The sequence below is a fragment of the Geomonas terrae genome, from assembly GCF_004791675.1.
Taxonomy (GTDB): Bacteria; Desulfobacterota; Desulfuromonadia; order Geobacterales; family Geobacteraceae; genus Geomonas; species Geomonas edaphica.
The window spans coordinates 1,354,599-1,379,578 of sequence record NZ_SRSC01000001.1; the positions used below are offsets into that span (position 1 = coordinate 1,354,599).

8 protein-coding genes are annotated in these 24,980 nt (G+C 65.3%); all 8 read right to left on the bottom strand.

Annotated elements, in window-relative coordinates; all coding sequences use genetic code 11:
- Positions 1 to 125: 125 nt before the first annotated feature.
- The gene (locus E4633_RS20725; RefSeq protein ID WP_246037919.1) at positions 126 to 3,815 is read right to left on the bottom strand and encodes an O-linked N-acetylglucosamine transferase, SPINDLY family protein; all 3,690 of its coding nucleotides are present in this window, start codon (positions 3,813 to 3,815) and stop codon (positions 126 to 128) included.
- Positions 3,812 to 15,619: a glycosyltransferase gene (locus E4633_RS05820; protein ID WP_135869289.1), complete on the bottom strand. Its 11,808-nt coding sequence runs from the start codon at positions 15,617 to 15,619 to the stop codon at positions 3,812 to 3,814. Before E4633_RS05820 ends, E4633_RS20725 begins: the two co-directional genes overlap by 4 nt.
- On the bottom strand, positions 15,609 to 17,588 hold the full coding sequence (locus tag E4633_RS05825) for a DUF4254 domain-containing protein (RefSeq protein WP_135869290.1): 1,980 nt from the start codon (positions 17,586 to 17,588) through the stop codon (positions 15,609 to 15,611). The genes E4633_RS05820 and E4633_RS05825 overlap by 11 nt, the downstream gene beginning before the upstream one ends.
- A gap of 1 nt (position 17,589) precedes the next feature.
- The gene (locus E4633_RS05830) at positions 17,590 to 19,257 is read right to left on the bottom strand and encodes a methyltransferase domain-containing protein (RefSeq protein WP_135869291.1); all 1,668 of its coding nucleotides are present in this window, start codon (positions 19,255 to 19,257) and stop codon (positions 17,590 to 17,592) included.
- A complete protein-coding gene (locus E4633_RS05835) occupies positions 19,254 to 20,315 on the bottom strand; it encodes a GDP-mannose 4,6-dehydratase (protein ID WP_246037920.1) in 1,062 nt (353 codons plus the stop codon). Before E4633_RS05835 ends, E4633_RS05830 begins: the two co-directional genes overlap by 4 nt.
- A gap of 324 nt (positions 20,316 to 20,639) precedes the next feature.
- Positions 20,640 to 21,833, bottom strand: a complete 1,194-nt coding sequence (locus E4633_RS05840) for a tetratricopeptide repeat protein (protein ID WP_135869293.1) — start codon at positions 21,831 to 21,833, stop codon at positions 20,640 to 20,642.
- A 161-nt stretch (positions 21,834 to 21,994) separates the two neighbouring features.
- Complete coding sequence (locus tag E4633_RS05845) at positions 21,995 to 23,791, bottom strand: tetratricopeptide repeat protein (protein WP_135869294.1); 1,797 nt, start codon at positions 23,789 to 23,791, stop codon at positions 21,995 to 21,997.
- A 299-nt stretch (positions 23,792 to 24,090) separates the two neighbouring features.
- Positions 24,091 to 24,933 carry an EamA family transporter gene (locus E4633_RS05850; protein WP_246037922.1) on the bottom strand — a complete coding sequence of 281 codons (843 nt, stop codon included), beginning with the start codon at positions 24,931 to 24,933 and terminating at the stop codon, positions 24,091 to 24,093.
- Positions 24,934 to 24,980: the final 47 nt, after the last annotated feature.

Consider the following 24,980-nt stretch of genomic DNA (forward strand, 5'->3'; position numbering starts at 1 on the left):
GAGGGACAAGGTCCCTTTCTCCCCTGCGAGGGGCCGCGTCCTCAGAAGACCACGCCGCTATGACCTCCCGCACCCCATCTGCATCCTTCCCGCAGTAAAAGTAATGACCCGCGTCCCTTCCGGTGCTATTCCCGCTCCGCCCTCATTTCCGCGTATAGATCGCGAAGCACAACCTCGAGTTCCCGTGTCACCCCCGTCGCGTCCAGAAGCGGGGAACGCTGCAGCCGCTGACGCGCGTCGCTCCTGAAGGACGCGAGGGTCCCGGTATCGGCGGCCACCCGGCGTGCCATCTCGACGTACTGCGCCTCGCTCGTCGTCACCATGTCGGCGAGACCGCAACTGGTGAGGAGGGTCGCCCCGGTGCGCGAGGCGTGGTGGTCGCCGGCGAGGGTGATCACGGGGACCCCCATCCAGAGCGCCTCGCAGGTGGTCGTTGTGCCGTTGTATGGGAAGGTGTCCAGTGCGATGTCGACGCGCCGGTACTGCGCCAGGTGCTCCTGCGAAGTGGGCTGCCCGGCGTCGAGCTCGATGCGCCCGGGCATGATCCCCTGCGCCTCGAACAGGGCCAGGATGCGGCGGCGCACCCCGGCATCGCCGAGCGGCTGCGCCTTTACGAGCATGCCTGACCCCGGGACGGCATGGAGCACGCGGCTCCAGAGCGCTATCACCTCGGGTGTCACCTTCGCGAGGTTGTTGAAGGAGCCGAAGGTGACGCGCCCGGTCTCGAGACAGGGGGGCGGGGTGACCGGCGGCGCCGCATCGAGGGGGAGGTAGCAGCAAAAGACCCGTGGCAGCCGGACGAGACGCTCGCTGTGGTAGCGTTCCTCCTCACCCGGCGGATCGGCGATGGCGTCGGTGATGCGGACGTCGATCGCCTTGAGGCCGGTGGTGTCGGGATAGCCGATCCAGGTTACCTGGAGCGGCGCGGGGCGCAGCGCGAAGAGCGGCAGGCGGTTCCCCGAGGTATGCCCGGCCAGATCGACGAGGATGTCGATGCCGTCGGCGGCGATCATCGCGGCGGCCTGCGCGTCCGGGATGCCGTGGATGTCGCGCCAGTGCTCGGCGAGCCCCTGCAGGCGCTCCGTGGCCCGGTCGGCGCGAGGGAGGTTCGCGTAGCAGAAAACCTCGAAAAGGGCGCGGTCGTGCTCCCTGATGACCGGCTCGATGAAGCTTGCCACGGAGTGTTGCCTGAAGTCGGGGGAGACGTAGCCGATCCTGACGCGCCCCCCGCGCGGTCGGGATGCCGTCGCCATTGAGCCGGGCGCCGGGCGGAAGGGGCGGGTACGGGCCGCCTTCAAGTGTTCCGCGAAGATGAGACGGCGGCCGAACCTGGGCGCGTAGTGCAGGGCGAAGAGCATGTTCTGGCGGGCGTCCAGGTGGTCGGGATCGAGGCGCAGTACGGCGCGGTAGGCCTCTATGGCGTCGAGGCTCCTCCCCTGGGCCTGCAGCACGTTCGCCAGGTTGTAGCGAAGGGGCACCGATGCGGCATCGCAAGCGACACCCCGATCCAGCTCCTCCTCCGCTTCCGTGAGCCGTCCCCCCTCTTTCAGCAGCAAGGCGAGGTTGATGCGCGCCTGCTGAAAGGACGGATCGAGGCCCAAGGCGTTGCGATAGCAGGCTTCCGCCTGCTCCACCTGTCTTAGCTGCCGCAGTGCGGTCCCAAGCGCGTTCAGGGCCTTGACATGCTGCGGGTCCTGAGACAGGACCCGCAGCAGGAGCCCCGCGGCCTCCTCCGGAAAACCGTCCTCTCCCCTGAGTACGGCGAGGAGGTACCCGGCTGCGGTGTTTTCCGGTTCCTGCCCCACAAGCCCCCTCAGCCGGTCGCAGGCCTCCTCGCGCATCCCCTTTTTAAGGAGCAGCTCGACGTACCTGAGCCCCGGCTCGTCCGCGCGGCCTGCGCCGTGGCCTGCGGCGGAGCGCAGCCGTTCCTGCCGGAGGCACCACCTCTCCCAGGCAGCGGCGAGGGCGTCCTCGTAACTGCGCGTGAAGCCGGCGCCGTCGGTAAGCGGTGCGGCGGCCATGGTGGCGCGCAGCGTCCTTCTAAGGGAGGAGAGGCGTTCCGGGTCCCCGGCGAGTGCGCGGGCGGTCGCCACGAAGCTGCCCGCGTCCCCCGCAGCGAGTTCCGGGAGCCCGACGGCGTTGAGGAGCGATGCGCCGACCCGCGCGCGGTGCGAGGCGCCGGTCAGGGTGATCACGGGGACCCCCATCCAGAGCGCCTCGCACGTGGTCGTGGTGCCGTTGTAGGGGAAGGTGTCCAGGGCGATATCGACCTTGCCGTACAGGGCTAAGTGATCGCGGTAGGAGGGGGTGTTGCCGGTGAGGGTGAGCCTATCCCGGTCGATACCGTGTGCGGCGAAGGCCTCTTCGAAGCGCTTGGCGGTTTCCGGGCAGGCGAGGGAGTACCCTTTGAGCAGCAGGCGCGAGTCCGGGACCGCGCGCAGCACCTCCGACCAGAGCGCCACCGTCTCCGGGGTGATCTTCGCGGGGTTGTTGAAGGAGCCGAAGGTGATCCGGCGCGTTGCGAGCGCCGGTAGTTCGGCGACCTCGGGCGCCTCCTCGGGGGGGGCGAAGCAGGAGAACGGACCGGGCAGGCGGATGAGTTCCTCGGTGTGGAAACGCTCGGTCGCCCCGGGGGGGTCGCAGACGGCGTCGGTGATGCGGTAATCGATGGCGGCGAGGCCGGTGGAGAAGGGGTAGCCGATCCAGGTCATCTGCACCGGGGCGGGCTTGCGCGCGAAGAGGGACAGGCGGTTGCCCGCCGAGTGCCCTGAGAGGTCGATGAGGATGTCGATCCCGTCCCGGTTGAGCATCTCTGCGACCTGCGCATCGGAAAGCCCTGCTATGTTGACGAAGCGGTCGCAAAGGGCCGCGATCCGCGCGCTCCTGTCGTCGGGGGCGGTGACGTTCGAGTAGCAAAAGACCTGGAAGCGCGCCCGGTCGTGGTTTTTAAGGACCGGCTCGATGAAGCGCGCCACGGCGTGTTCCCTGAAGTCGGCGGAGACGTAGCCGAGTTTCAACACCCGTTCGGTCGAGAGGGTGTTGCCGTGGACCGGGGGAGGGAAGCGGTGTGCGGCGCCGAAGGCGGCATGCTCGGCAAAAACCTCTTTTTCCGGGATTTGCGCCGGGTAGAGCAGGGTGAAGAGCAGGCTGCTCAAGGCGTCCTGGTAGCCTGGCCTCAAACGGAGCGCCTCGCGGTGCTGCGCGATCGCCTCCGCGTGCCTTCCCTGCGCTTTGAGGGCCGTCCCCAAGTTGTGATGCGCCTCGGCGAAGTCCGGTCGAAGCCTGATCGCCTCCAGGCAGGAGCCGATGGCGGCCGCGACATGGCCGAAGCGCTCCAGGAGGACGGCGATGTTGGCGCGGGGGGCGGGGTCGAGCGGATCGAGGCGGATCGCCTCCCTGAAGGCGGCATGGGCCTCCTCGCCGCGCCCCAGGGCGTTCAGCGCAAGCCCCAGGTTGTTTTGGTAGTCGGCCCGCTCCGGCGCGAGGTCGCATGCCTTCTGCAGCGCGCCGGCCGCCTCGGCCATGCGCCCCGTCCTGGCGAGGGCGAGGCCGTACTTGCCGTGCGCGTCGCTCCACCCGGGTTCGAGGGCTGCGGCGCGCTCGAAGTGCGGCAGGGCTTCGGCCGCCCCCGAGATCAATTCCAGGGCGCAGCCAAGGTTGTAGTGTGCCGGCGTCAGGTCGGGGTGCAGGCGCAGGGCGGCCCGGTAGCATGCCGCGGCCCCCTGCAGGTCCTTTGCGGCGTAGCGCTCGTTTCCCCAGTCGAGGTATGCCTTTGCGTCCGCAGCGGTGGGGGCGGTCATCGTGACGTCGGTCATTGCGCCGAACCCCTTCGCTCCAGCCGCTGCGCCAGTTCCCTGACCGGGGCGGCCAGCTCTCCGCGCTCCCCGCGGGCCAGTCCCGCGGCGTACTCGGCGAGGAAGTCGACGCAGTCGTACCCAAGCTGCGTCAGCCTGCGCACGATCGCCTCCGCCTCTTCCGCCTCCCCGGCGAGGAGCCGGCAAACGCAGAGGAGGGAGAGCGCCGGAGGATACTCGGGCCATTTGAGCAGCATGTCGCGGCAGCCGGCCGAGGCGCGCTCGGTGTCGCCGAGGTACAGTTCGGCTTTGGCGAGGTTGAAGGCCGCTTCCTTCATCTCGGGGGCGAGTTCCGCCCCCTTCAGGGCGTGCTCGCGGGCCTTTCGGTAATCGCCGAGACTCAGGTAGAGGTATCCCAGGTTGAAGTACGGCTCGGCCGCCTCCGGGGTCAGCTCGAGCACCCTGCGCCAAAGCTCCTCCGCCTCGGAAAAACGCGCGAGCTCGGTGGCCTGGATCGCCAGTTCGGTGAGCGCCTCGACGGTGGCGCCCCCCTGGGACAGTTTCTTCATCCCCAGGAGGTAGTAGTGCTCCTGCTTCTCGGCGCACTTGGCGTTGTCCAGTTTGCCGTAATGGTGCACCGGGATGTCGCAGGAAAGGACCGGGATGCCGCACTGCGCCAGCGTCCCTTCCACCAGCTCGTGCACGGCCCCCTGGAAACGGACGCGGGCGTCGTTCGGGAATAGTCGCACCTTGAGGCTCGGGGTCCAGCCGAGCCCGCGCTCTTCTGCCGGGTACTCTCCCGCGTTCGCCGTCCAGTGCTTCCGGGTCACTTCGGCGGTGTAGTTCCTGGTGATGATCGAGAAGGCGGCGGAACCCGCCCGGGAGAGAAGCTCCTGCAAGCGCGGCAGATCGCGCGCCGCCAGTACCTCGTCCGCGTCCAGCACCAGGATCCATTCCCCGGTCGCCTGCGAAAGGGAGACGTTGCGTGCCTCGGAGAAGTCGCCGTTCCAAGGGGAGTCGAAGACCCGGGCGCCGAAGAGACGGGCCAGATCGCCGCTTCGATCGGTGGAGCCGGTGTCGACCACCACGATCTCGCTGACAAACGGCTTCACCGAGGCGAGTGCCGCCGGCAGATGGCGCCTCTCGTCCTTCACTATCATGCAGAGGGAAACGGCGGCACGGCACGGGGAGTCGGGAAAGTCCGGCCCCGCGAGCTTCCTGATTTCCAGCGCGGCGTCGAGAGCCGCGTCATCCAGTCCGTAAGAGACCGCCGCCCGCTCGAGCTCTTCCAGCGCCTGCAGGTGGTGCCCCTGCCGGATCAGCACCTCGACGAGTCCGAAACAAAGCCCCTTGTGCTCCGGGTAGAGACGGCACGCCTCGCGCACCCGTTTTTCCTCGCGCGGCAGCTCGGAAAGATCCTCGGCGAGACCGTGGAAGAGGGCGAGCCCCGGGAGATCGAGCGGCGCGAGCATGAAACCTTTCTCGGCAAGGTCGAGCGCCTCGCCGTACTCACCACGCTCCCGGTGCAGGAGGGCAAGCTCGAGCCAGGGTGGGGCGAAGCCGGGGTCCGCCTGGCAGGAGCGGCGAAAGAGCGCCTCCGCGCCCGCAGCATCACCTCGGCCGGCCGCCGCTTTCCCCTGCAGGTAGAGGGCGAGGGGCGTCTCCGGGGCGAGCTGCACGATCGCTTCGGTGCGCGCCAGGGCCTCCTTCTCCTGTCCGAGCGCGCTTCGGCAGCGCCAGTCAAGGTACAGCCGCTGAAGTTCCGCACCGGCGGGGACCTGTTCCAGTACCTCCAGGGCGTTCTTAAAGCTCCCGGCGTCGAGGAGCGCTTCGGCAAGAAGCAGGTAGGGCGCAGGTTCGGTCGGCGCGAGGGCGATTCCCTGTTGCAAAAAGAGATCGACGGCGGCATCCAGGCTTCCCTGCCGGGCGAGCTGCTGCGCCAGAAAGAGCGCCTGCCTGGAGGCCACCCGCTTGGCAAGCTCCGGCTCCAGTCCGCCGAGGGCCCATTTCTCCCTAAAGGAGAGCTTTCCGGCTTCGGGAGCGTCTGCGGGCCCAGTGGAGGGGAGCCGGTGGAGAAAGACGTCTCCCGCCACCACGCAACGAAAGCCGGCCAGGGCGGCGCGCAGGCAGAGGTCCCCGCCCCGGTCGCCACGCCTCAGCCGGGCGTCCGGTTCCCCCGCGGCTTTAAGCGCCGTGCGGGTCAAAAGCATGCAGAAGGGGTCGAGCATCCGGGCCTGTATGCGGCGCCGGGCGTGTTGCGCGGCGAAGGAACGGGCGAACTCATCCAGGGCCGCCTCGTCGACAGTCTCGGGGCCTCGGGCCCTCTGCAGGCCGGTCGCGCCGTCTCCCATCGGCCCGACGATGCCCGCACCGGCTTCCCGGTCCAGGCAGACGAGCATGCCGGCAAGCCATCCGGGAGTCACCACCACGTCCGGCTCCATCAGTACGAGCACATCGCCGCGCGCCTGCACGATCCCGGCGTGGTACGGATCAGCATCCGCAAGCCGGGTGCTCCCATCCACCAGTCGGCACTCTGCGTGCCGGCGGGCGAGCTTTTCGAGGCGTGCGGCTTCCTGCCCGCCGTGATGGCTCAAGAGCACCTCGTGTCGTTCTTGCGTGTGCCGCGCGATGCTGTCGAGGCAGCGCTCCATGTTTTCCAGGGCCCCGGCCGTCTCGATGACGATGGAGCAGAGGAGCCCCTCCTCGCGCCGCGCCCGGGGCGCCTCACTACGCGGCGCCGTATCTTCGCTGAGGGCCGCCAGCCGCGCGCGCACGCAGGCCGCGGCCTTCTCCCAGGTGAAGTTCCGGGCGATGTGGCGGGCCGCCGCCCTTCCCCTTTCCCGCGCCTCATCGGGGTGCTCCGCCACGTGACGCATGATGTCGGCGAGGGCGGCGGCATCGGGCTCGGCGAGCCAGGGGTGATCGACCGTCTCCAGCTCACCCACCTGTTTCATCGGCAGCTTCACCTCGCGCGCCGGAATGAGGTAGGCGGTCTCGGCGGAGCAGAAATCGAGGGCGGCGCCGTGCCCGGTGACCACCACGGCGAGGCCGCATGCCATCGCCTCGGCCATCGGGAGGCCGAACCCCTCGCCGCGGTACGGGTGCACCAGGCAGTCGCAGGCGGTGTAAAGCCCCGCGAGCTCCCGGTCGGGGAGGAACCGGTCCAGGTATTCGACCTCGGGGAGATCCGGGTTTTGCCGGTAGCGCGCGATCAGCTCCTGGGCGGTGCGCCCCTGGTAGAAGGACCCGCCTCCCATGTCCTTGATGACGAGGCAGACGTCATCGCCGCCGGTGAAGGCGGCGGAGTAGGCCTGGAGCAGGATGTCGATTCCCTTGCGCGCGATGGTCCCGCCGACGAAGAGGAACTTGAACCTCTTCTGCGTCTTCAGGGTAATGGGGGGAGCCTGCGGGTTGAAGAGCGCCGTGTTGACGCCGTTGGGGACGGTGAAGACCCGCTCCGGCCGGACCCCGCTGCGCAGGTAGCAGTCGCGCACGTACGAGGAGGGGACCCACACCTCGTCGACCATGCCGTTCATCGCCTCGACCCAGCGGACGGGGAGGCTGCCGAACTCCCAGGGCTGGATCATCACCCAGCGACCCTGCGGGGGAGGGGTGAAGTCGGGGGGCCACTGGTGCCGCACGTGCACCGCAGGTGCAGCGGGGAGCGGGCGCCGGACGGCCTCGGCGAGGAGGTGAAAGCGGGGATCGGCCTCGGCCCCGAACTGGTCCTCCTCGTACGGGATGATGCTCAGCGGGTAACCGTCCCCGATCAACTGCAGGCAGAGTTCCCGGTTGACCAGCGCAAGGGAGTGCCCGACGAACTGCGATCCCTCCCACACCACGGCGGGAAGGGGGGCGGGCGCCTGCTTCGCCCCGAGCCGGACGCGAAGTTCCAGCTCCGGCAAAAGGAGAGGCCTTCGCTCCTTGAGGAGACGGTAGATCTCTTCCAGGTGCCCCAGGTAGCGGCTGAAGGAGTGGGGGGAGGCGAGACTCCCACGCATTTCGGCAACCATGCAGGGGTCGGCGGCGCAGCGCTTAAGGCATGCGACGAGCTCCGCCAGCGAGTCGTGCCGGTACAAAAAGCCGTTCACCCCTTCCTCGACGAAATCGGGTATGCCGCCGATTCTCGCCCCGATGATCGGGAGCCTTAAGGCCATGAGCTCGAGAAGGACGAGCGGTGCGCAGTCCTCCCAGACACTCGGCGCCACGGCGACGTCGATTCCGGCAGCGATGGCGGGGAGGTCCGCTTCGCCGTATGCGCCGTGAAATACCACCATGCCGCGCCGGTCGAGCTCCCGCAGCTCATCGAGGTACCCCGCGGAGACGAAGCCGTACACGTGGAACTCCGCCTCGCCGGGTTGGAAGAGCTGCGCCGCCCCGACCAGCATGTGCACCCCTTTGTGCGGCATGACCCCGCCGATGAAGCCGAAGCGGAGCGGCTTCTCGATCACTCGCGCGCCGAGGGTAGCGAGCGCCGGGTCCTGCCACAGGAGGTCGGTGGAGCGGCTCGCCTGGTGCACCACCGCGATTCTCTCGGGCGAGGCGCCGAATGCGACGAGAAGCTCTTTCTGACGCATCGATACCGCCAGGGTGACGTCGACCCACTCGTTGAGCAGGCGCTTCGTCGTCTCGCCCCGCAGCCGGTATTGCGGCACCTTTTCCGGGTTACGCGCCACCGCCTCGGAGTTCGCGATCAGGTCGGTCCCGTTCCAGAGCGAGAGGTCGCTGTTGAAAAGGTAGAGGTCGGGATCGATCATGTGGTAGTTGTGCGGCGTGTAGACGCTCGGGATGCCGGCTAGCCGCGTCTCCTGCGCCATCGCGAGGGTGAGGCCGTGGAAGTTGTGGAAATGCACCACGTCCGGAGCGCTCTCACTGAGCACCTGCCGGAAGGCCCTGAGCACCCCCTCGTCGAGCATCTCGCGTTCCGGGTGGTCCGGGTCGGTGAAGCGCGCCGGGCGGTTGAAAAGGGCGAAGAGGCGTACCCCCTCCTCCATGTGAGTCTCCAGCGCGTATTCCGGCCGGGCGGGGTCGGTCGCAAGGGAAGCGTAGAAGACGGTGACGCGATGCCCCTGCCGGGCGAGTTCCAGCGCCACCGATCTCGGGAAGGTCGTGCCGCCGCCGGTCTCGTCCCAGCCGTACATGGTGAAAAGGATGCTGAGCCCTTGAGCGGGCGCCGGCACGGGTGCGTGCCCGCCCGCTCCGGCAAGCACCTCTCCGTCGATCTGCAGCGTTTCCCGCCACCGATCCAGAAAGCGCCGCCTGCCGCGCCCCTCTTCGTTGTCGACCCCTTTCTCGTAGTGGAACTGTTCCAGGCCTATGAGCCGCTTGGTGCGGGACTCGAGGTGCGTGACCACGCTGGACGGGCAGTACATCACCTTGGCGCCCGCGGCCCGCGCCTTCATGCAGAGGTCCAGGTCTTCGTGGCCGTTAACGTAGGCCTCGTCGAAGCCGCCCACCTGCCGGAAGAGCCCGCTTCTGATCATGAGGCACGCGCCGGTGACCATCTGGTACTCGTGCGGGACGTTGACGAGCGGGCTGCCGGACGGCTCGCACAGGTGCACGTGGTAGGGGTAGGGCTCCCCGTCGCGCAGACCGACCACCACGCCGGCGTGCTGGACGCGGTCGTCGGGGTAAAGAAGCTTGCTGCCGACGACGCCGATCGTCGCGTCCTGCCGCGCCATCGCGACAAGCCGCTCCAGCCACCCCGGGTGCGGCAGCGTGTCGTTGTTGAGAAAGAGGATGAATTCCCCCCCGGCCGCCTGTGCCCCCTGGTTGCAGGCCTTCGCGAAGCCGAGGTTCTCTGCGTTGCCGATCACGGTCATCTCCGGCGCCCGGAGTCTCTCGAGCAGTTCCCGGGTCCCGTCCTGCGAGCCGTTGTCGACGATCACCACCCGGTACATCCCTTTGGGGGTGTTCGCCGCGATGGCGCGCAGGCAGTTCTCGGTGAGATCGGCGCCGTTGAAGACCGGGATCACGATGGTCACCTCGGCCGCCTCTCCCCCCGTGCCGCGTGGGGCGTCGCTTGCCGGTGAGACGCTGCCGGCGCCCGATTCGGGAGTCCGTCGACGGTCGAGAACCGCGGCGTAGATGGCCGAGAGTCCCAGCACCTCGTCGTGCGAGGTCTTCACCGGGGTGATCCCCGCTCTCAGCCCGGCGAGCAGGGCGGGGTCGTCGATGACGGCATTCATGCGGGCGGCGAGGTCGACGTGGTCCCCGGAGTGAAAGAGCAGGCCGTTCACGCCGTGCCGCACCGCTTCGGGAAGCGCGCCCGCGTCGGAGGCGATCACCGGCACGCCGGCCTGGAGGCACTCCCTGGCGGTCTGGCAGAAGCTCTCGTTGCGGGAGGGGATCACGGCGACGTCGATGGAAGCGAGGATGCCGGGAAGCTCGCTGCGCAGGTATGTCCCGTGCCCGGTGACGGGCACCGGTGCGTTCAGCTCTCCCCCCGCCGCGCGGAAGTACACCGGGTCGCGCACCTCGCCGAATATGGCGAGTTCCGCCTTGCCGGGTCGCAACAGGTTCGCCGCGCGCATCAGTACGTCGAGCCCCTTCACCGGGTGGACGTGGCCTATGTAGCCGAAGCGGACCCTTCCCGGCGTCCCGCTTTTCCGGGGCAACGGGGAGAGTTCCGTCAGGCCGAGCGGGTGCACCACGCAGCGCGGGTGGTCGAGTCCGTGGCGCCTCAGCTTCTCCAGCATGAACCGGGACGGGAAAAGGACCGTGTCGGCGAGTAAAAGCCGCGACTGGATGTAATCCCTGCGCTCCTTAAGGAGCTCCTCGAGAGCCTGGTCTCCCGGAGCGGAGGAGCCGCCGGTGAGGCAGCGCACGCACGCCTGCGCCGGAACCGGCCCCTCTTCGCAATAAGTGCCGTCGGGCCGGAAGAAATGGTACAGGGGGCAAACCGCCCAGCCGTCGTGCAGCGTGACGACGCTCGGTACGCCTGCGCGCGCCGCGGCGTCGAGGAGTGACGCGGAGAGGTCGATGAAGTGGTGAAAGTGCACCAGGCGCGGCTTGATCCGTTGCAAAAAGTGCTCGAAGTGGGCCGCCAGCCTGTCGTTATGGAACTGTTCCCTCAGTTGCCGCACCCCTTGGGGACCGACGGCGGGGGGGACGTTCATCTCGGCGACCAGGATCCCCCCCTCCTCGTGCTCGACGATCTCACCTTCCGGCCGGTCCGGGGCGTGCCCCGGTACCAGGACCACCACGTGAGCACCCCCCAGGCGGAGTTCCCGCGCCAGGGACGCCACGTACAGTTCGGTGCCCCCCGTCTGTCCGGGAGGGTAGCCGTGGCAGACGAGAAGGATCGGGCTTGGAAGCGGCGCCTTTTCCGCCGGGGGACCGTCCGGGTCGGGGAGACCTGCGACGAGCTCCTGCTGGGACGGGAAGCTGAAACCGGACGGCATCAGTTTCAGGTCCGTCGGGGCACAACGGTCCGCGGTGACCAGGCGGAGGTTCCAGGTCACGGCTTCCTCTGCGCTGCGGGACGCGAGCCGCTGCAGTATGTCGAGCGCCAGATCGCGCTCCCCTTCCTGGAAGGCGGCAACCGCCAGGTTGTTCCAGGGGGCGACGGCGTTGCCCGAGAGCGCGGCGGCGCGCTGGAAGCAGAAAAGGGCGAGCTCCGGGTCACGCTCCGGGGCCCCCTCTTTCCAGGGAGGGTAGAAGCGCAGCGCCCGAATGCCCAGGTCGAGAAGCGCCTGCGCCTTTTCTCCGTCGCTGTCGCAGGGGAGCCCCGTCGCACGGTAGAGGCGGAAAACGGTCTCCTCGTTGTGGTAGGTCTTGCGCAAAAGGACGTTCTCGTTCCCCATCCGGTTGTCGCGGAAAGAGATCGCCGTCGGCGCCTCGAGGTAGAGCCCCAGCGCTTCCGGCAGGTGCAGCGCCTTGCAGGCGAGCGCGAAGCGGATGTTGAAGTCGTAGTCCCCGGCGGCGTGGAAGGAGCCGTCGAAGAGGCCGATCTTTTCGTGCACCGAGCGCCGCCACATGGGCTGCGGCCCCAGCTGGTAGTGGAGCAGGGAAGCGGGTGCCAGGAAGTCCGGGTACCTGAAGAGCCGGTCGTGTGCGGACTCTGCATAGGTCTGGTTCTCGACGGTGGAGACGTAGCAGTCGCCGTAGACGAGATCGACCTCGGGGTTCGCCTCCAGTGCGGCCGCCATGACCTCCAGGGCGTCCGGGCGGTGCCTGTCGTCGGTGTTCGCGTTGGTGAGGAAGGTGCCGCGGGCCGCCTCGACGCCGCGGTTCCAGGCCGCGTAGAGGGTTTCCCGCTCGGCGGTGCGTATGTACCTTATGTTGTCGTAGCGTTTCTGGAACTCCGCGACGACGGCGGCTTCGTTTTGCGGCGAAGCGCTGTCGACCACGATGATTTCCATCCGGTGCGCGATGGTCTGCGCCTCGAGGTCCTCGAGGCATCCCCGGATGAAGCGCTCCGAGTTGTAGGTGGAAACGATCGCCGAGACGAGCACCCCTTCGGACCTCGCGCCGGGAGAGCGTCGGGGCGCCGCCTGCGCCGCAAGCTCGGTGCGCCCGGCCGCTTCTGAACCCTCCAGGAAGGCGAGGTAGCCGGCGGCGAGCGGGCTCTCCGGGGCTATCGACTTGGCACGCAGGTAATAGGTGCGGGCCTCTTTGAAGCGCCCAAGCAGGGTGAGGATCGCCCCGGCGCAAAGCTGGTGCTCCAGGTTCTCCGGGGCGGCGTCCGCCTGTTCCAGGTAGTAGTGCAGCGGCTCGGAGAGCTCCTTGGCCTGGAAGGCGCGCAGCCCCTCGCGATAGCGTTCCGAGGCGGGGTCAAGCAGCACCGCCTTCTCGAAATGCGTCTTGGCGAGGCCGATGTCGCCGCGCCGGTGCAGGAGCAGGGCCAGTTCGTGGTGGGGTTGCGCGGCGCGCGGGTGGCGCTTCAGGAAATTTTCCACCTCGCCCGGTGCCGCCGGGTCGCCCGCTTCGAGGCGGGTCAAAAGCCGCTGGAAGGCCTCCTGTTCCTCCGGGGAGGGCGCTACGGGCGGAGGGGTGAGCGGGGCGTACCTCGGGCGGTACTCCTTCTGCACCTGCAGGTATTCCAGGGTGGGGAGGTCCCCCTTTCGGGAGACCGTGTCCGGCGAAAGCCAGTAGAGACCCAAAAACTGCGGGACGTGGACGAAGTCATGGCCCAGGGCGGCGCGCAGCCAGAACTCGTAGTCGGCCGCACTTTTGAAGCGCTCGTCAAAGTAGCCGATCTCGTCGTGCAGCGACCGCCTCCAAAGCGGGAAAGGACCGACGCAGCAGAGCTCGAGAAGCCCCAGGCGGTCGAAGTCGGGCCAGTCGCGGAAACCGTGGCTTTCGTGCGCCGCGAAGGTGGCGTTTTCCTGCTGCGTGATGCGCATGTCCGGGTAGGCGAGGACGCACTCCGGGTGCTCCCGGAGCGTCCGCACGAGGATCTCGTAGGCGTCGCCACGCAGGCGGTCGTCGGTGTTGGCGTTGGTGACGAACTCGCCGGTGGCCATGCGTATGCCGCGGTTCCACGCCTGGTAGACGGTCTCCCGCCGCTCGGTTCTCAGGTAGCGGATGTTGTCGTAGCGTCTCTGGAACTCTTCCACGATGGCCCGCTCGTTACCAGGCGACGCGGCGTCGATCACGATAATCTCGAGCCGGTCCGCGATGGTCTGGGCCTCCAGGTCCTCGAGCTTGCCGCGCAGAAAACGTTCCGCGTCGTAGGTGGAGACGATGGCGGAGACGAGGTATCCCTTCCCCTTCTCCATCAAGGAATCGCTTCCTGAACCGCCGCGCCTTTCCGGTGCGACCGGGGTGAATTGTGTGACCGGGACGATCTCGACCGGGTAACGGTCGACGATGCCGTCGCAGTCCTGCCAGGCCGGTTCCCCGGGAAGCGGAAGCCACTCGCTCCGGTCCTGGCAGAACATCCTGATCTTGTCGCTGGGGCCGGCGAGGGCCGATGCGATCGCCGCGGTAAGCACCGCAGGGTTGACGTCCTTCACGCAGTGGGCCTTGGCGTAGGGACACCGCCAGTCGCAGCGATAGCAGGCGAGCGGCAGGCAGGCAACCGTGGTGAGGGTGGTGTAGGGCATGAAACGTCCGAAGTGCCCGCCCCCTAGGAGGATGACGTTGGGCGTACCGACGGCACAGGCGATGTGGGCGGTCCCGGTCTCGGCTCCTACGGCGAGGCGGCAGCGGCTGATGATGGCGGCGACCTGACGCAGGGTAAGCTTCCCGCACATGTTGATCCCGGTCGCCCCGCTCTCGTCGAGGTTCTTTTGCCCCAGTTCGCGCTCGGCTGCCGAGCCTACCGCGATCAGGGTGAAATCGTTTTCCCGGCAGATCGGGGCGAGCGCCTTGCCGAAGTGCTCGTAGTTACGGTACGAGGACTGGGCACCTGCGAACACCGCGATGCAGTTGCGCCCCTCCAGCCTGTGCCCGGCGAAGAACTCCTCCGCGAAGCGGCGGTCGTCCTCGGTGAGCCAGATCATCGGCTGGAGCGGCGGGGCGACTATGTCGATGCCGGCGAGAAAGTCGCGGTTTCTCTCGAGCTCCGGCTTCCAGTCCCCATCCGACTCGATCAGGTGGGTGAAGCGCGGGTCGTTCTGTTCGCGGACCTCGGCGGAGAGGTTGCTGAGGTTTCCCCGCATGGCGACCCTGGTACGGGCGCCGCTGCCGATGGTGAAGAGGTCGTACAGGGCGTCCCGCGAGTACACCGGGTAGAGGGCGATGTCGGCGTGCACCGCCGCTATTTGCCTCACCACGAGGTTGCGATAATCCTCCTCCTGCATGGCCTTCTCCCGGTCGAAGCGGATCACCGCGTCGACATAGGGGGAAGAGTCGTACAGTTCGCCCACCTGGGACTGGCAGACGACCGTGATGCTCGATGAGGGAAAGCGCGCCTTGATGTGGGGGAGCATGGATGCCGCGAGGACGCTGTCCCCTATGGAATCCGGGCGCAAAAAGATGATGTTGCCGGTCTCGCCATCACCGCCGGGAAGGTCCCGCACCGGGTCATCCTTGCGCCGGACCAGGGCGCCGTCGTGGACCCAGGGGAAATAGTCGGCAAGGCGGACCGGGAAGCCGGGCGCCTGCTGCAGACGCCGCCAGCCCGCCACGGCGTCGGCGTAGCCGTAGTAGATCTCCTTGAAGCGTAGCTGTGGCTCGGTGACGTACGCCAGATGCTCGAAGGTGAGTCCTTGCCGCTCGGTCTCGGCGTGCCGAAACGGGTTGATCCGGCCGAGATCACCGAAGCCGCCGCCGGCTTTTGGTCGGCAAAGGCGCGGCGGTTCGTGGCTGACCCACTGGTCCCCCGGAAGGTAGTGCCAGGTGCGTAGCCACTCGTAGTGCGAATGATTCCCGTAGGTGTCGCGCGTTGAGATGACGAGCTCGGGGCCGACGTAGAAGTTGCAGTAGTAAAACGCGGAGGTTTTCGATGGGTCATCCTGGAACATCGCTCTGGCTGTTTCGATCTGGGGTGCCGTCCAGAACTCGTCCGCGTCGATCTGCCAGAGAAGGCATTCCCGCCTGATATTGCCAAGCGGCGCCGCGACCATCTCCAGCTTGCCGTCCCAGAAGACCCCTGCCGGCTTTCGGTACAGCGTGACCCGGTCCGGGAACAGTCGCGCCAGTTCATCGAGGTATGCGGTGGTGCCGTCGTTACTGAGCCCGTTACGGTGCAGCTCCTCCGATACTCTCCCTCCGTTCTCGAGGCTCCACGCCGTGTCGTGCTTCAGATCCGCCACTCCCTCCACCACGTGCCAGTGCCAGGGAAAGGTGAGTTTCTTGAACTGCTCGATGTGCCAGCGAATGAAGGGTTCGCCGTTTAGGACGATGGTGAAGAAATTGACTTCAAGATCATCTTGCATCTCGACCACCACGTTCGAATTTGTGCAGAGCGGTTTGTTTCGAGATCAGGATCTCCAGCATCCTCGTCGTCTGCCCCATCTTTTGTCCTACCAGGAGGTCGTCGGTCTCCTCGTGGTTCACGAGCGCCGACTGCGCAAGGTCCTTCATCGCCTCGAAAAGCTCCGAAGCGGAGGGATCCGGACGGTAAAAGCCGATCAGCCCGCCGTCCTTCACCATGTGGTGCCCCGACAAAAAGGACGGGAATCCCTTCTCGGGGTGCAGCGCTATCAGCAGGAAGTCGATCTGCGCCCCACCGTTCGCCCCGCTCCAATCGGACAGCGGGTCGTCGGAATCGCTCTTCAGTACGGTCACCTGATCCGCCAGACCGGCGGCGGTCAACTCGGCCTCGAAATCCCTTCCCGTCGCCAGGCAGTGCACTTTTCTGGCGCTGCCACGGCAGGCGGATCCTAGCGCCGTTGCCATTTCAGCGTGATCGGCCCCGATTTCGACGATAACGGCATCGCCGGGGAGCGATGTCACCTTGTCGAAAAGGTACTGCTGGCGAGGGGTGAAGCGGGGTTCCGCGCCGGCGCCGGGCGCGCTGCCGTAAAGCGACGGGTTCAGGGAGGCGTCGTTGTACATCTTGAACTGGTAATAGGTCTTGAAGGCCCTCGTGCCGTCTCTGAATTCCAGCAGCATGTTGGACAGGGCGCGGGTGAGGTCGTCAAGCTGCTCCGAGAGGCGCCGCATTTTGAGGGCGCAGGTTTCCCGGTGCGCCTTAGATGCGGAGTCCCGCTGGACCTCCTGTTCCATATGGAAAATCTTGAGACACAAGACGGTGAGCCTGTCGAAGGAGAGGCCGGGGGGCTCAGTGTTGAGCGGGGCCGACGGGTTTGTCACGAGGTGCAGGAGCGACTCGTCCACGCGCTCGATTATGTCGTTTCTCGCCTGGTTCGACTTGTCGATCTGCCTTTTGAGCCCTGCGATGTAGGAGTCCGAGACGTCCGCGCGGCGGGCCTCGTCTTCCAGGTGCCAGATCTCGTAGTTTTTATCCAGCAACTGGACGAGGTTGGCCTCGAACGGGAGCAGCTTCTCGGTGTCGCTCCAGATGGCATCGTCGTCGTGCTTCATGGCGATCCGCGCCAGGACCAGCTGCGCGATCTGTTTGGCGCTTGCCATGCGGGCGGTGGTGACGCCGCTTCCCCCCCTCTTGATCGTCAGGCTTTCCATTCTGGGGGCCGTGCCGACCCGCGTCCTGATGAGCCCCGCGACATCGCTCGGGCTTACACCGAAGGGGAGGTAATCGACGCCGGAAGGGTAGTGCCACTCTTTCCAGTTGTAATCGGGGGAACTCTGGGGCACGAGGGCGATGGCGTCCGTGCCGCAGGCGAGCGCCAAGTGCATGTCGCCGGTGTCGACCCCCAGGTGCAGGTCTGCCAGGTGCTGCAACGCAGCGGCCTCTCGCAGCGGGAGGTCAAGGAGCTGGGGCACGCCAGGCAACGGCGTGATGTTCCCGGATAACCCGATCTGCACCAGGTCGAAGTCGTTGCCCAACTCCTTCAGCACGGCTTGCCAGAACCCGCCTTCCATGTAACGGACGTGCTTCCAGTGGGGAGCGCAGTCGATACCGATGGTGATGAGGGGCTTCGAGGTCCTTTTATGCCGTGCGGCGGCCTGCCGCACCTCATGATCGGTGAGGAAAATCTGCGGCAGGGTGGAGTGCGGTTCGACGCCGTAAAACCTGCACTTGCGCTCCACCCACAGGCCGTCGCCACTGTTTGGTGTGACGAAGGGATCGGCCATCGTCCTCACCTCGTCGATGAACGGGTTGTGCAGGAAGAGTTCCGCCCGCTTGCTGACCTGCAGCTCCACCGTCGCAAACGGGTTTGCGAGCTTCACCTCGCGTGCCACCGCGGTAAGCAGCAGGTAATCGCCCACCCCCGGCGAGTTGTCTCCGATCACGATGTGCTTTTTCTGTTGCTCCAGCATGCTACCTCCAGAAGACGAAGAAGTGTCGGTCGCCCTCGGGCCCGCCTTTGTCGATGAGTTGGTACTTGAACCCGGAGTTGTTCGCCATGTCTATGAACTCATCGTAGGATTGAAAGGCGATCATGCTGCCTGAATTGATCTCCTGCTGGGACTGCTTGAGTCTCGCCTCGATGATCATCGCCTTCTTGTTTTCGGAGATGATTTTGACGAAGTTCCTGAAGTCATCCACATGGTGCAGTATGGAAAGCGCCATGCAGAAGTCGTACTCCTTGTATTGAGCGACTATGTCGCCGGAGAGCCATTTGGTGTTGAGGTAGTCGACGTTCTTCAACTTGTAGTGAAGCCGTGCGATGAGCGCGCGAAGCACCCGCCCCGCCTCCATGTCGATGCCGCGCATCTTTATGCCGAAGGCATTGGCTGCCATGAGCGTGTACAACCCTTCGGCACAACCGATGTCTATGCCGCTGGTAAGCGGGATCTTCAGCTCTTTGATGAAGGCGAAACACTTCGAGAGGAAGTGGTATTTCTGTGAAGTCTCGGGCGAGCCGAACGACTCGAAGGTGAACGAGGGGCCTTTGGTTTCATCGCTTTGGAAGGAGGACCAGAAACTGTTGTCGAATTTCGAGTAGTAGTGGTCCTTCAGGCTTGAACCTTCATGGATGTCGTAGAGCTGGTAGATCCTTGCCTTGATCGGTATGCCCAGCCTCTCCATGGTGACCAGCCGGTGATGCCCCTCGAAGCACCTCAGGTCTTCGACCCTGGACCCGTCGAGGAAATTGAGCTGCACCGGTGCATCCGCGGTGTAGTGCTTCACGCAGATTATCGGTTCCAGTTGCCCAAGTCTCTGTATGGAGTCGGCGAGGTCCTGGCGGAAGTACCTGTCATGCGCCTCGGTTCTGCATTTCTCGATGAAAGAGGAGACGTGAATGCTGCCGGTCTCCAGCACTTTGTCGTCGACCCGGTACACGAGGCAGGAGTTGGGTACGTCGACCCTGCTGCCGGTTTCGTCGCATTTTATGTAGTACCAGGGTTTGTAGATGTCGCCGACACGGATGTCGTTGTTGGTGAAGTCGCACCTCGGCGTCCGGTTCCTGTCATCGATAAAGCTCTTGCTTCCGCTGTGCTCTTCACCCTGGATATGAACGCGCCCCGCCTCTTTGACGGCCGAGATGCGCATGTTGAGGTTGTGAGCCAGCGGGTTTTGCGTGAGGACGCCGTCGATCTGGTCGCTCTCGGTCTGCACGACGGTAAGGCCCTGTTTTTTAAGAAGCTCGGTCAGCGTCTCGATGGTGAAGGCGGACTTGTGGAAGTCGTGTTGGTTGGGGCTGCTGTCATGCCAATTGACCCCGGCGAAGAGCATGTGGTTGAAGGAGGCGACATTCCAGACGTTGGAGAGGAAGGCCTTGATCTGCAGGTTCAAGGAGATGGTCTGCAGGAGCAGTTTGCCGCCGGGCTTCAGCACCCGGGCCCATTCCGACAGGGCCGAACAGGCGGTTTCAAACGGCATGTGCTCGAGCACGTCTTTTGCCACGATCTCGTCAACCGAGTCGTTGGGGATGAACCCCAGTGAAGACGCGTCGCAGTTCAAGACCCGCGGATGCGAAAGTGCGATGTCGATGTTGATGAAGCCTTCTAACAGATCCTTGCCGCAGCCTAGGTTTAGTTTCATGCGGTTACCTTTCTTCCGGTGGTATTTTCAAAGTATTCCGAATTTCGCGTGGATTCCAGTATCTTTGCGATGACCTGTGCCATCTTCGATTTCGCCCGCCATCCCATGTCGTTTGCAGCTTTCCCCGGGTTCCCGCAACTTACGAGGATGTCGGTGGGGCGCAGCAGTGAACGGTCCGAGACGACGTATCTGCGCCAGTCGCGGCCGACACTCTCGAACACCTTTTCCACGAACTGCTGGAGCGTGTTGGCCTCTCCCGTCGCGATGACATAATCGGTAGGGGAGGGCTGCTGCAACATAAGCCACATGGCCTCTACGTACTCGGGGGCCCATCCCCAGTCCCTCGCGATGGAGAGGTCACCAAGGTGGAGTTTCTCCTCGCTGCCGTCGGCGATCCGGACGGCGGCCTGGATGACCTTCTGGGTGACGAAACGCTCAGGACGAAGCGGCGACTCGTGGTTGAAGAGGATGCCGGTGCAGGCAAAAAGGTTGTACGCCTCGCGGTAATTGGCGACCTCCCAGAAGGCGGTGGCCTTGGCGACGGCGTACGGGCTGCGGGGGCGGAAGGGGGTGTCCTCGTCGGCGGGGCTGCCGGCGGTATTGCCGAAGCACTCGCTCGAACCGGCATTGTAGAACTTCACCGGGCGCTCCAGGAAGCGGATCGCCTCCAGCAGATTCAGCGTCCCGATGCTGACGCTCTCCAGTGTTTCTACGGGCTGCTCGAAGGAAAGGCCCACGGAGCTTTGTCCGGCAAGGTTGTAAACCTCCTCCGGCTGCACCTTTGCCATGACCTGCAAGACGCTGCGGAAGTCGTTCATCGCCATGGAATGAAGCTTCACCATGGAGAGGGCGCCCAAGGCCCTCAAAGACGAGAAGGCGCACATCTGGGCATCCCGGGAGGTGCCGTGCACCTCGTAACCCTTATCCAGCAGCAGCTTCGCCAGATAGGCTCCATCCTGGCCGGATATGCCGCAAATAAGGGCTTTCCTCGCCGTGTGCGGCGCGCCGGCGCGTGAAAGTGTCAGTTTAAAACCCCGCTCTCGTTTCGCTGAACTCACAGTTGTCCCCGTTTTATTGCAGCGCGAGCAAAGAGCACTCGTTGCGCTGTCTGCCATCTCGATGGCCTTTGAAAAAGCTTCCGCCTTGGCATGAGCTGTCGCCACTGGAGGTCGAATACTATAAGCAACTGCCGTGCCATGGTGGATCGGCTGCAAGTGCCTGTTTTGGCAGGCCAGGGGGAAGGGTGTGTCGGTGTCAAATTATTGAGCGGAGCGCTTAGAGGCTTTGGATGGGGAGGCGGGGTACGTCACCGGGGTGCGGTAGTGGCAGGGAAGAGCCCGTTCCGGTCAAACGGGTTCTTCCCTGTAGGTGCTTCTAGGGCGTCAGAACGGGGTCTGTGCCGCGCCGTCGAACTGGTCCGCGGTCGGGTCCATGATCTTGCCGCGGGAGTCGGTCCCGGTGAACTTGAAGACCATGTGGGAAGGGTCGATGGTCGCGTTGTTAGTGGAGTTCTGGCTCAGCAGGAATGTGACGGTGGCGGATTGCTTCTCCGGGTCGTAGACCACGCTGGTCGGGTTCTGCGGGATGTACGCCTCGGTCGGGAGCACCGGGAGGAGGTTGTTGTAGTAACCGGCAGCGCCGCCTGTTGCCTTCGTTATGGTCCAGTTGCTCGTGTCCTGCACCGATTTCGCGTCCATCGCCGAATCGAAATAGAAGGTGAGGCTGAAGGCCTTGGACTGGAGCGGCTGCCCGGTGGTGCTGTTGACCCCGAGGAGGCCGAGCAGCGGGGTGCCGGCCTGGAGTGCCGGGAAGAACGTGTCGGTCTCGCCTCCCCCCCCCGCGACCATCTTGGGCTGGGCGATGGTCGCCTTCAAAATCGCCCCCTGGGACGCGTCCAGGTTGGTCAGGGTCGTCACCTCCTGCTGGGCTTTGGTGCTGTCGCCGAGTTCGGAGTAGGCGACGCCGAGTTCGAAGTGTGCCGCCGCCATCTTGGGCCTGATCTTGACCGCCTTGGTCAGTTCCTTCACCGCCTCCGCGTACTTCCCCTCCTGGTTGTAGGTGGCCCCCAGGCTGTAGTAGGGGTTCGGGTCGTAGGGGGCCATCTTGGAGACCTTCTTGAACTGGGTTTCTGCCTCGCTCAGGCGGTCGGTCTGCAGGTAGAGCTGTCCCAGCGTGTAGGGGGCGAGGGTGTCGGTGGGGTTCAGGCGGGCGGCTTCCTTGAACTCCTTCTCCGCCAGGTTGTACTTCTTTTGCTGCAGGTAGATGTTCCCCAGGTTGGTGTGCACCGAGTCCTGGGTCGGGTCGATGGAGAGCGAGCTCTTGTAGGTCTTGATGGCGTCGTCGTACTTCTTCTGCGCCAGGTAGGAGTTGGCCAGGTAGTTGTACGACTGCGCGTTAGTCGGATCGAGGGAGATCGCGCGCTTGAACTCGCTGCTCGCGCGGGCGTAGTCCTTCTTCTGGAAGAAGGTCGCACCAGAGGACATGGCGCTCGTAGCCGCCTGCGCCCTCATGGTGTCCTGCGACGTCAGGGTGTCGAACATGTCGCTCAGGTAGTCCCATGCTGTTTTTGTTGCCATAACGTCCTCCGCCTTGGGCTTGTCAGCCGCGTAACGTATCGGCGCAACCCGGGCGAAACTTTAATAAAAAGTTGCCCCGTCCCCAGTAAGACGGGGCCCGACCACTAGCTGTTGGTTGTTAACGTAGAACGTAGAACCTAGAACGTAGAACCCGTTTTCGGTTACCCGTTCACCGCCTGCTTCAGGGAATTGAGGCTCTCGCGGGCCTCGCGGTTCCATGGCTCCAGGTTGATCACCTTGCTGTAGAAGGTCTCGGCCTCCTCGGGACGGTCCAGCATGGTGCAGATCCTGCCGAGGCCCATCAGCGTCTCGATGTTTTTCGGTTCTTTTTCGAGTTCTTCCAGGTAGATGTTGATGGCGCCGTCCACGTCGTACCCCTCCACGAAGTAGAAGTCGGCGAGGTTCTTCCTGAAGGTGCCGTTGCCCGGCCTCAGCTGTGCCGCCTTTTCGTAGTGGATGCGGGCGGTCTCCGTGTCCCCGTGCTCGTAGGCGAGTACGGCCAGGTCGTTGTGCGCCGGGGCGAAGTCGGGGTAGAGCTCGATAAGTCTGTGCAGTTTGGTCTCGGCGCCCGAGCGGTTGCCGCTTTGCACCATCTGCTGCGAGACCTCGTAGAGCTCCTCCGCGGTCAGCTCGTCATCCTCGCACGCCGGGGCGGGTGCCGCTGAAGTGGCGCTTGCTTGAGCCGGGGCGGCCGCGGCCTCCCTGAGCGCTTTCAGGCGCTCGCGCGCCGCCTGGTTCCAAGGCTCGATCTCGAGCACCCTTTGCAGGAACGATTCGGCCTCGGCCGGCTGCCCCACACCCTCGCAGATGATGCCAAGGTTCAGCAGGGCCTCGACGTCACGCGGGGATTTCTCGAGGAGTTTAAGGTAGATGGAGATCGCCTCGTCGACCGCGTCGGTTTCGACGTAGAGGAGATCGGCCAGGTTCTTCAGGTAGACGTCCTCGTCCGGCTGCAGACGGACCGCTTCGCGGTAGTGCTTGAGAGCCTGCTCGCAATCGCCCAGCTGGTAGCTCACCGCGGCCAGATCGTTGTGCGCCACCGCGTGGTTCGGGTAGCGCAGCAGGTGCTCCTTGAGCGTCCTTTCCGCCTTTTCCATGTCGCCACCGGAAACAAGCGGCTTCAGGTTCGCGTACGCCTCGTCCGCGCTGAGCGGAGCTGCGGCTGTTTGCGCTGCCTGCGGCTCGGGCGCTTTTTCGAAGCCCTGGAACGGCTGCGAGGTGAACTGCTCCTGTACCGGCATCGCGGTCGCGCGGGGCTCGGACTGGACGGCCTGGCTGCTCGCGGCGATCAGCTTGAGCCCGGTGAACTCTTCGATGTGCTGGATACGGAAGCGCTCCACCGTCTTCAGCAGGAACTCGCGCATGCCGTGGTTCGGGTACCCCTCCGGGATGAAACCGATGCTGTCATGCAGCTCCCTGCGCCAGAGCGGGTGCGGTGCCACCTCGGAGAGCTGGGAGAGCTGCTGTACCGTGTAGTCGGGCCAGATCACCTTGCCGTAGCTTGTATGGTGCGCGAAGTTTTCGTGGGGGATGGCGGTAAAGCAGGTGTCGCCGTAGGCGAGCATCGCGGTCGGGTTGGTTTCCAGCGCCGCGGCCAACTGCTCGTAGGCGTCGCGCCTCATGCGGTCGGTGGCGTCGAGTATGGTGAGGTACCTGCCCGACGCCATCTTGAGCGCCATGTTCACCGCTTTAACCGCGGATGCGGCGGGGACCTTAAGCGTGATGAGGTTTCCGTACCGCCTTTGCAGGTCAGCCGCCACGGCCCATTCGCATTCGTCGGAGCCCTGGTCCACCAGGATGACCTCCATCCTGTCGGCGATGCTCTGCTCCATAAGTCCGCTAAGGCACTCCCTGAGGTGGGATTCGCGGTTGCGGGTGACGACGATGGCTGAAACGAGCGTGCCGTTCTCAACCACGGCGACCGGGCCGCCGTTCGGGCGGGTAACTAGCTGGCTCATGAGTATCTCCATTACGATTTTGGTCGACAGCCTGCCCGATTCGGGTCTCCGCCAGGTGCGGGCGATGCTGATCAGGTTGATCGAAAGCAACTGCCATGCCAGAGGCCGGAGCGCTTGGCGCCGGGCTGGTAATCCTTCGGGGCGGGAAAGGCGGGGCGCGGCTTCGCGCGCCCGACAGAAGGCAGGCGTGTAAGAGCGGTGGCCCCCGGCGACATCTCCGTCAACATTTTGAAAAGATTATATGCTGCGGTTATGTCAATTTCCCGACGGCTTGCGGCGTTGCCGTTGCGGGCGACCGATCACCCGCCGAGCACGATGAGGAAGACGCCCGCCAGCATGATGAGGGTGGGGACGATGCCGCCGCGTTCCTTGAAGAGGTAATGGCCGTAAAGGACGCCGAAGAGAAGGCTCAGGCGTTTCACCGCAATCATGTAGGCCACGTTGGTCAGGTTGACCGCGTAGACGTGGGTGAGCGCCTGCAGCGCGTAGCAGACGCCGGGGAGGAGGGCGGACTTCACCGTGCCGTTGCGCGCGGCCTCTCCCAGTTCGCCGCGCGCCTTGTAAAGGGCGATCGGGGTGACCGCAAGAACCAGGAGCGGCAGGTAGACGGCGGCGAAGAAAAGCGGAGAGGAGGCGGCGATGGCGCGCTTGCCGAGCGTCGAGGTGACGCTGTAGATCGCCGCGACGCCGAGCATGCAGAGGGCGCCCTTTTCCCGCGCGATCGCTTTCAGGGGGGCGAGGAACCCGCTCTCCCCCTGGCCCGATTTCAGCTGGTAGCCACCAAGCGCGATGAGGAGGATCCCGGCCCCCCCCATGGGGGAGATCCGTTCACCCAAGAGCAGAAACGGCACCACCAAAAGGAGTAGCGGCGTAAGCGACAGAAGCGGCAGGGTGAGCGACAGCGGCGAGAGCTTGAGCGCCTTTGTGTAGAGGATGATGGCGATGGTTTCCAAGGGCAGCGCGGTGAAGACGCAAAAATAGAAGTCGTCACCGATTTTCGGCACCGGGATGAAGGGGAGCGGAATCAGAAAGAGCGGCAAGGTGGGGACGATGCGCAGCCAGGTAACCAGGTATTCGTTGCGCCCCTCGAGGGCACGCTTCGTCGTCGCGTCGCTGGTGGCGAGGAAGAAAGCTGAGATCACGGTGAGAGGAAACCATAGGGGCATCATGTCGGAAATGATAACGGAAA

Coding starts and splice junctions, on each gene's coding strand:
- E4633_RS20725 (WP_246037919.1), bottom strand. CDS start 3,815: ATGACCGACGTCACGATGACCGCCCCCACCGCTGCGGACGCAAAGGCA.
- E4633_RS05820 (WP_135869289.1), bottom strand. CDS start 15,619: ATGCAAGATGATCTTGAAGTCAATTTCTTCACCATCGTCCTAAACGGC.
- E4633_RS05825 (WP_135869290.1), bottom strand. CDS start 17,588: ATGCTGGAGCAACAGAAAAAGCACATCGTGATCGGAGACAACTCGCCG.
- E4633_RS05830 (WP_135869291.1), bottom strand. CDS start 19,257: ATGAAACTAAACCTAGGCTGCGGCAAGGATCTGTTAGAAGGCTTCATC.
- E4633_RS05840 (WP_135869293.1), bottom strand. CDS start 21,833: ATGGCAACAAAAACAGCATGGGACTACCTGAGCGACATGTTCGACACC.
- E4633_RS05845 (WP_135869294.1), bottom strand. CDS start 23,791: ATGAGCCAGCTAGTTACCCGCCCGAACGGCGGCCCGGTCGCCGTGGTT.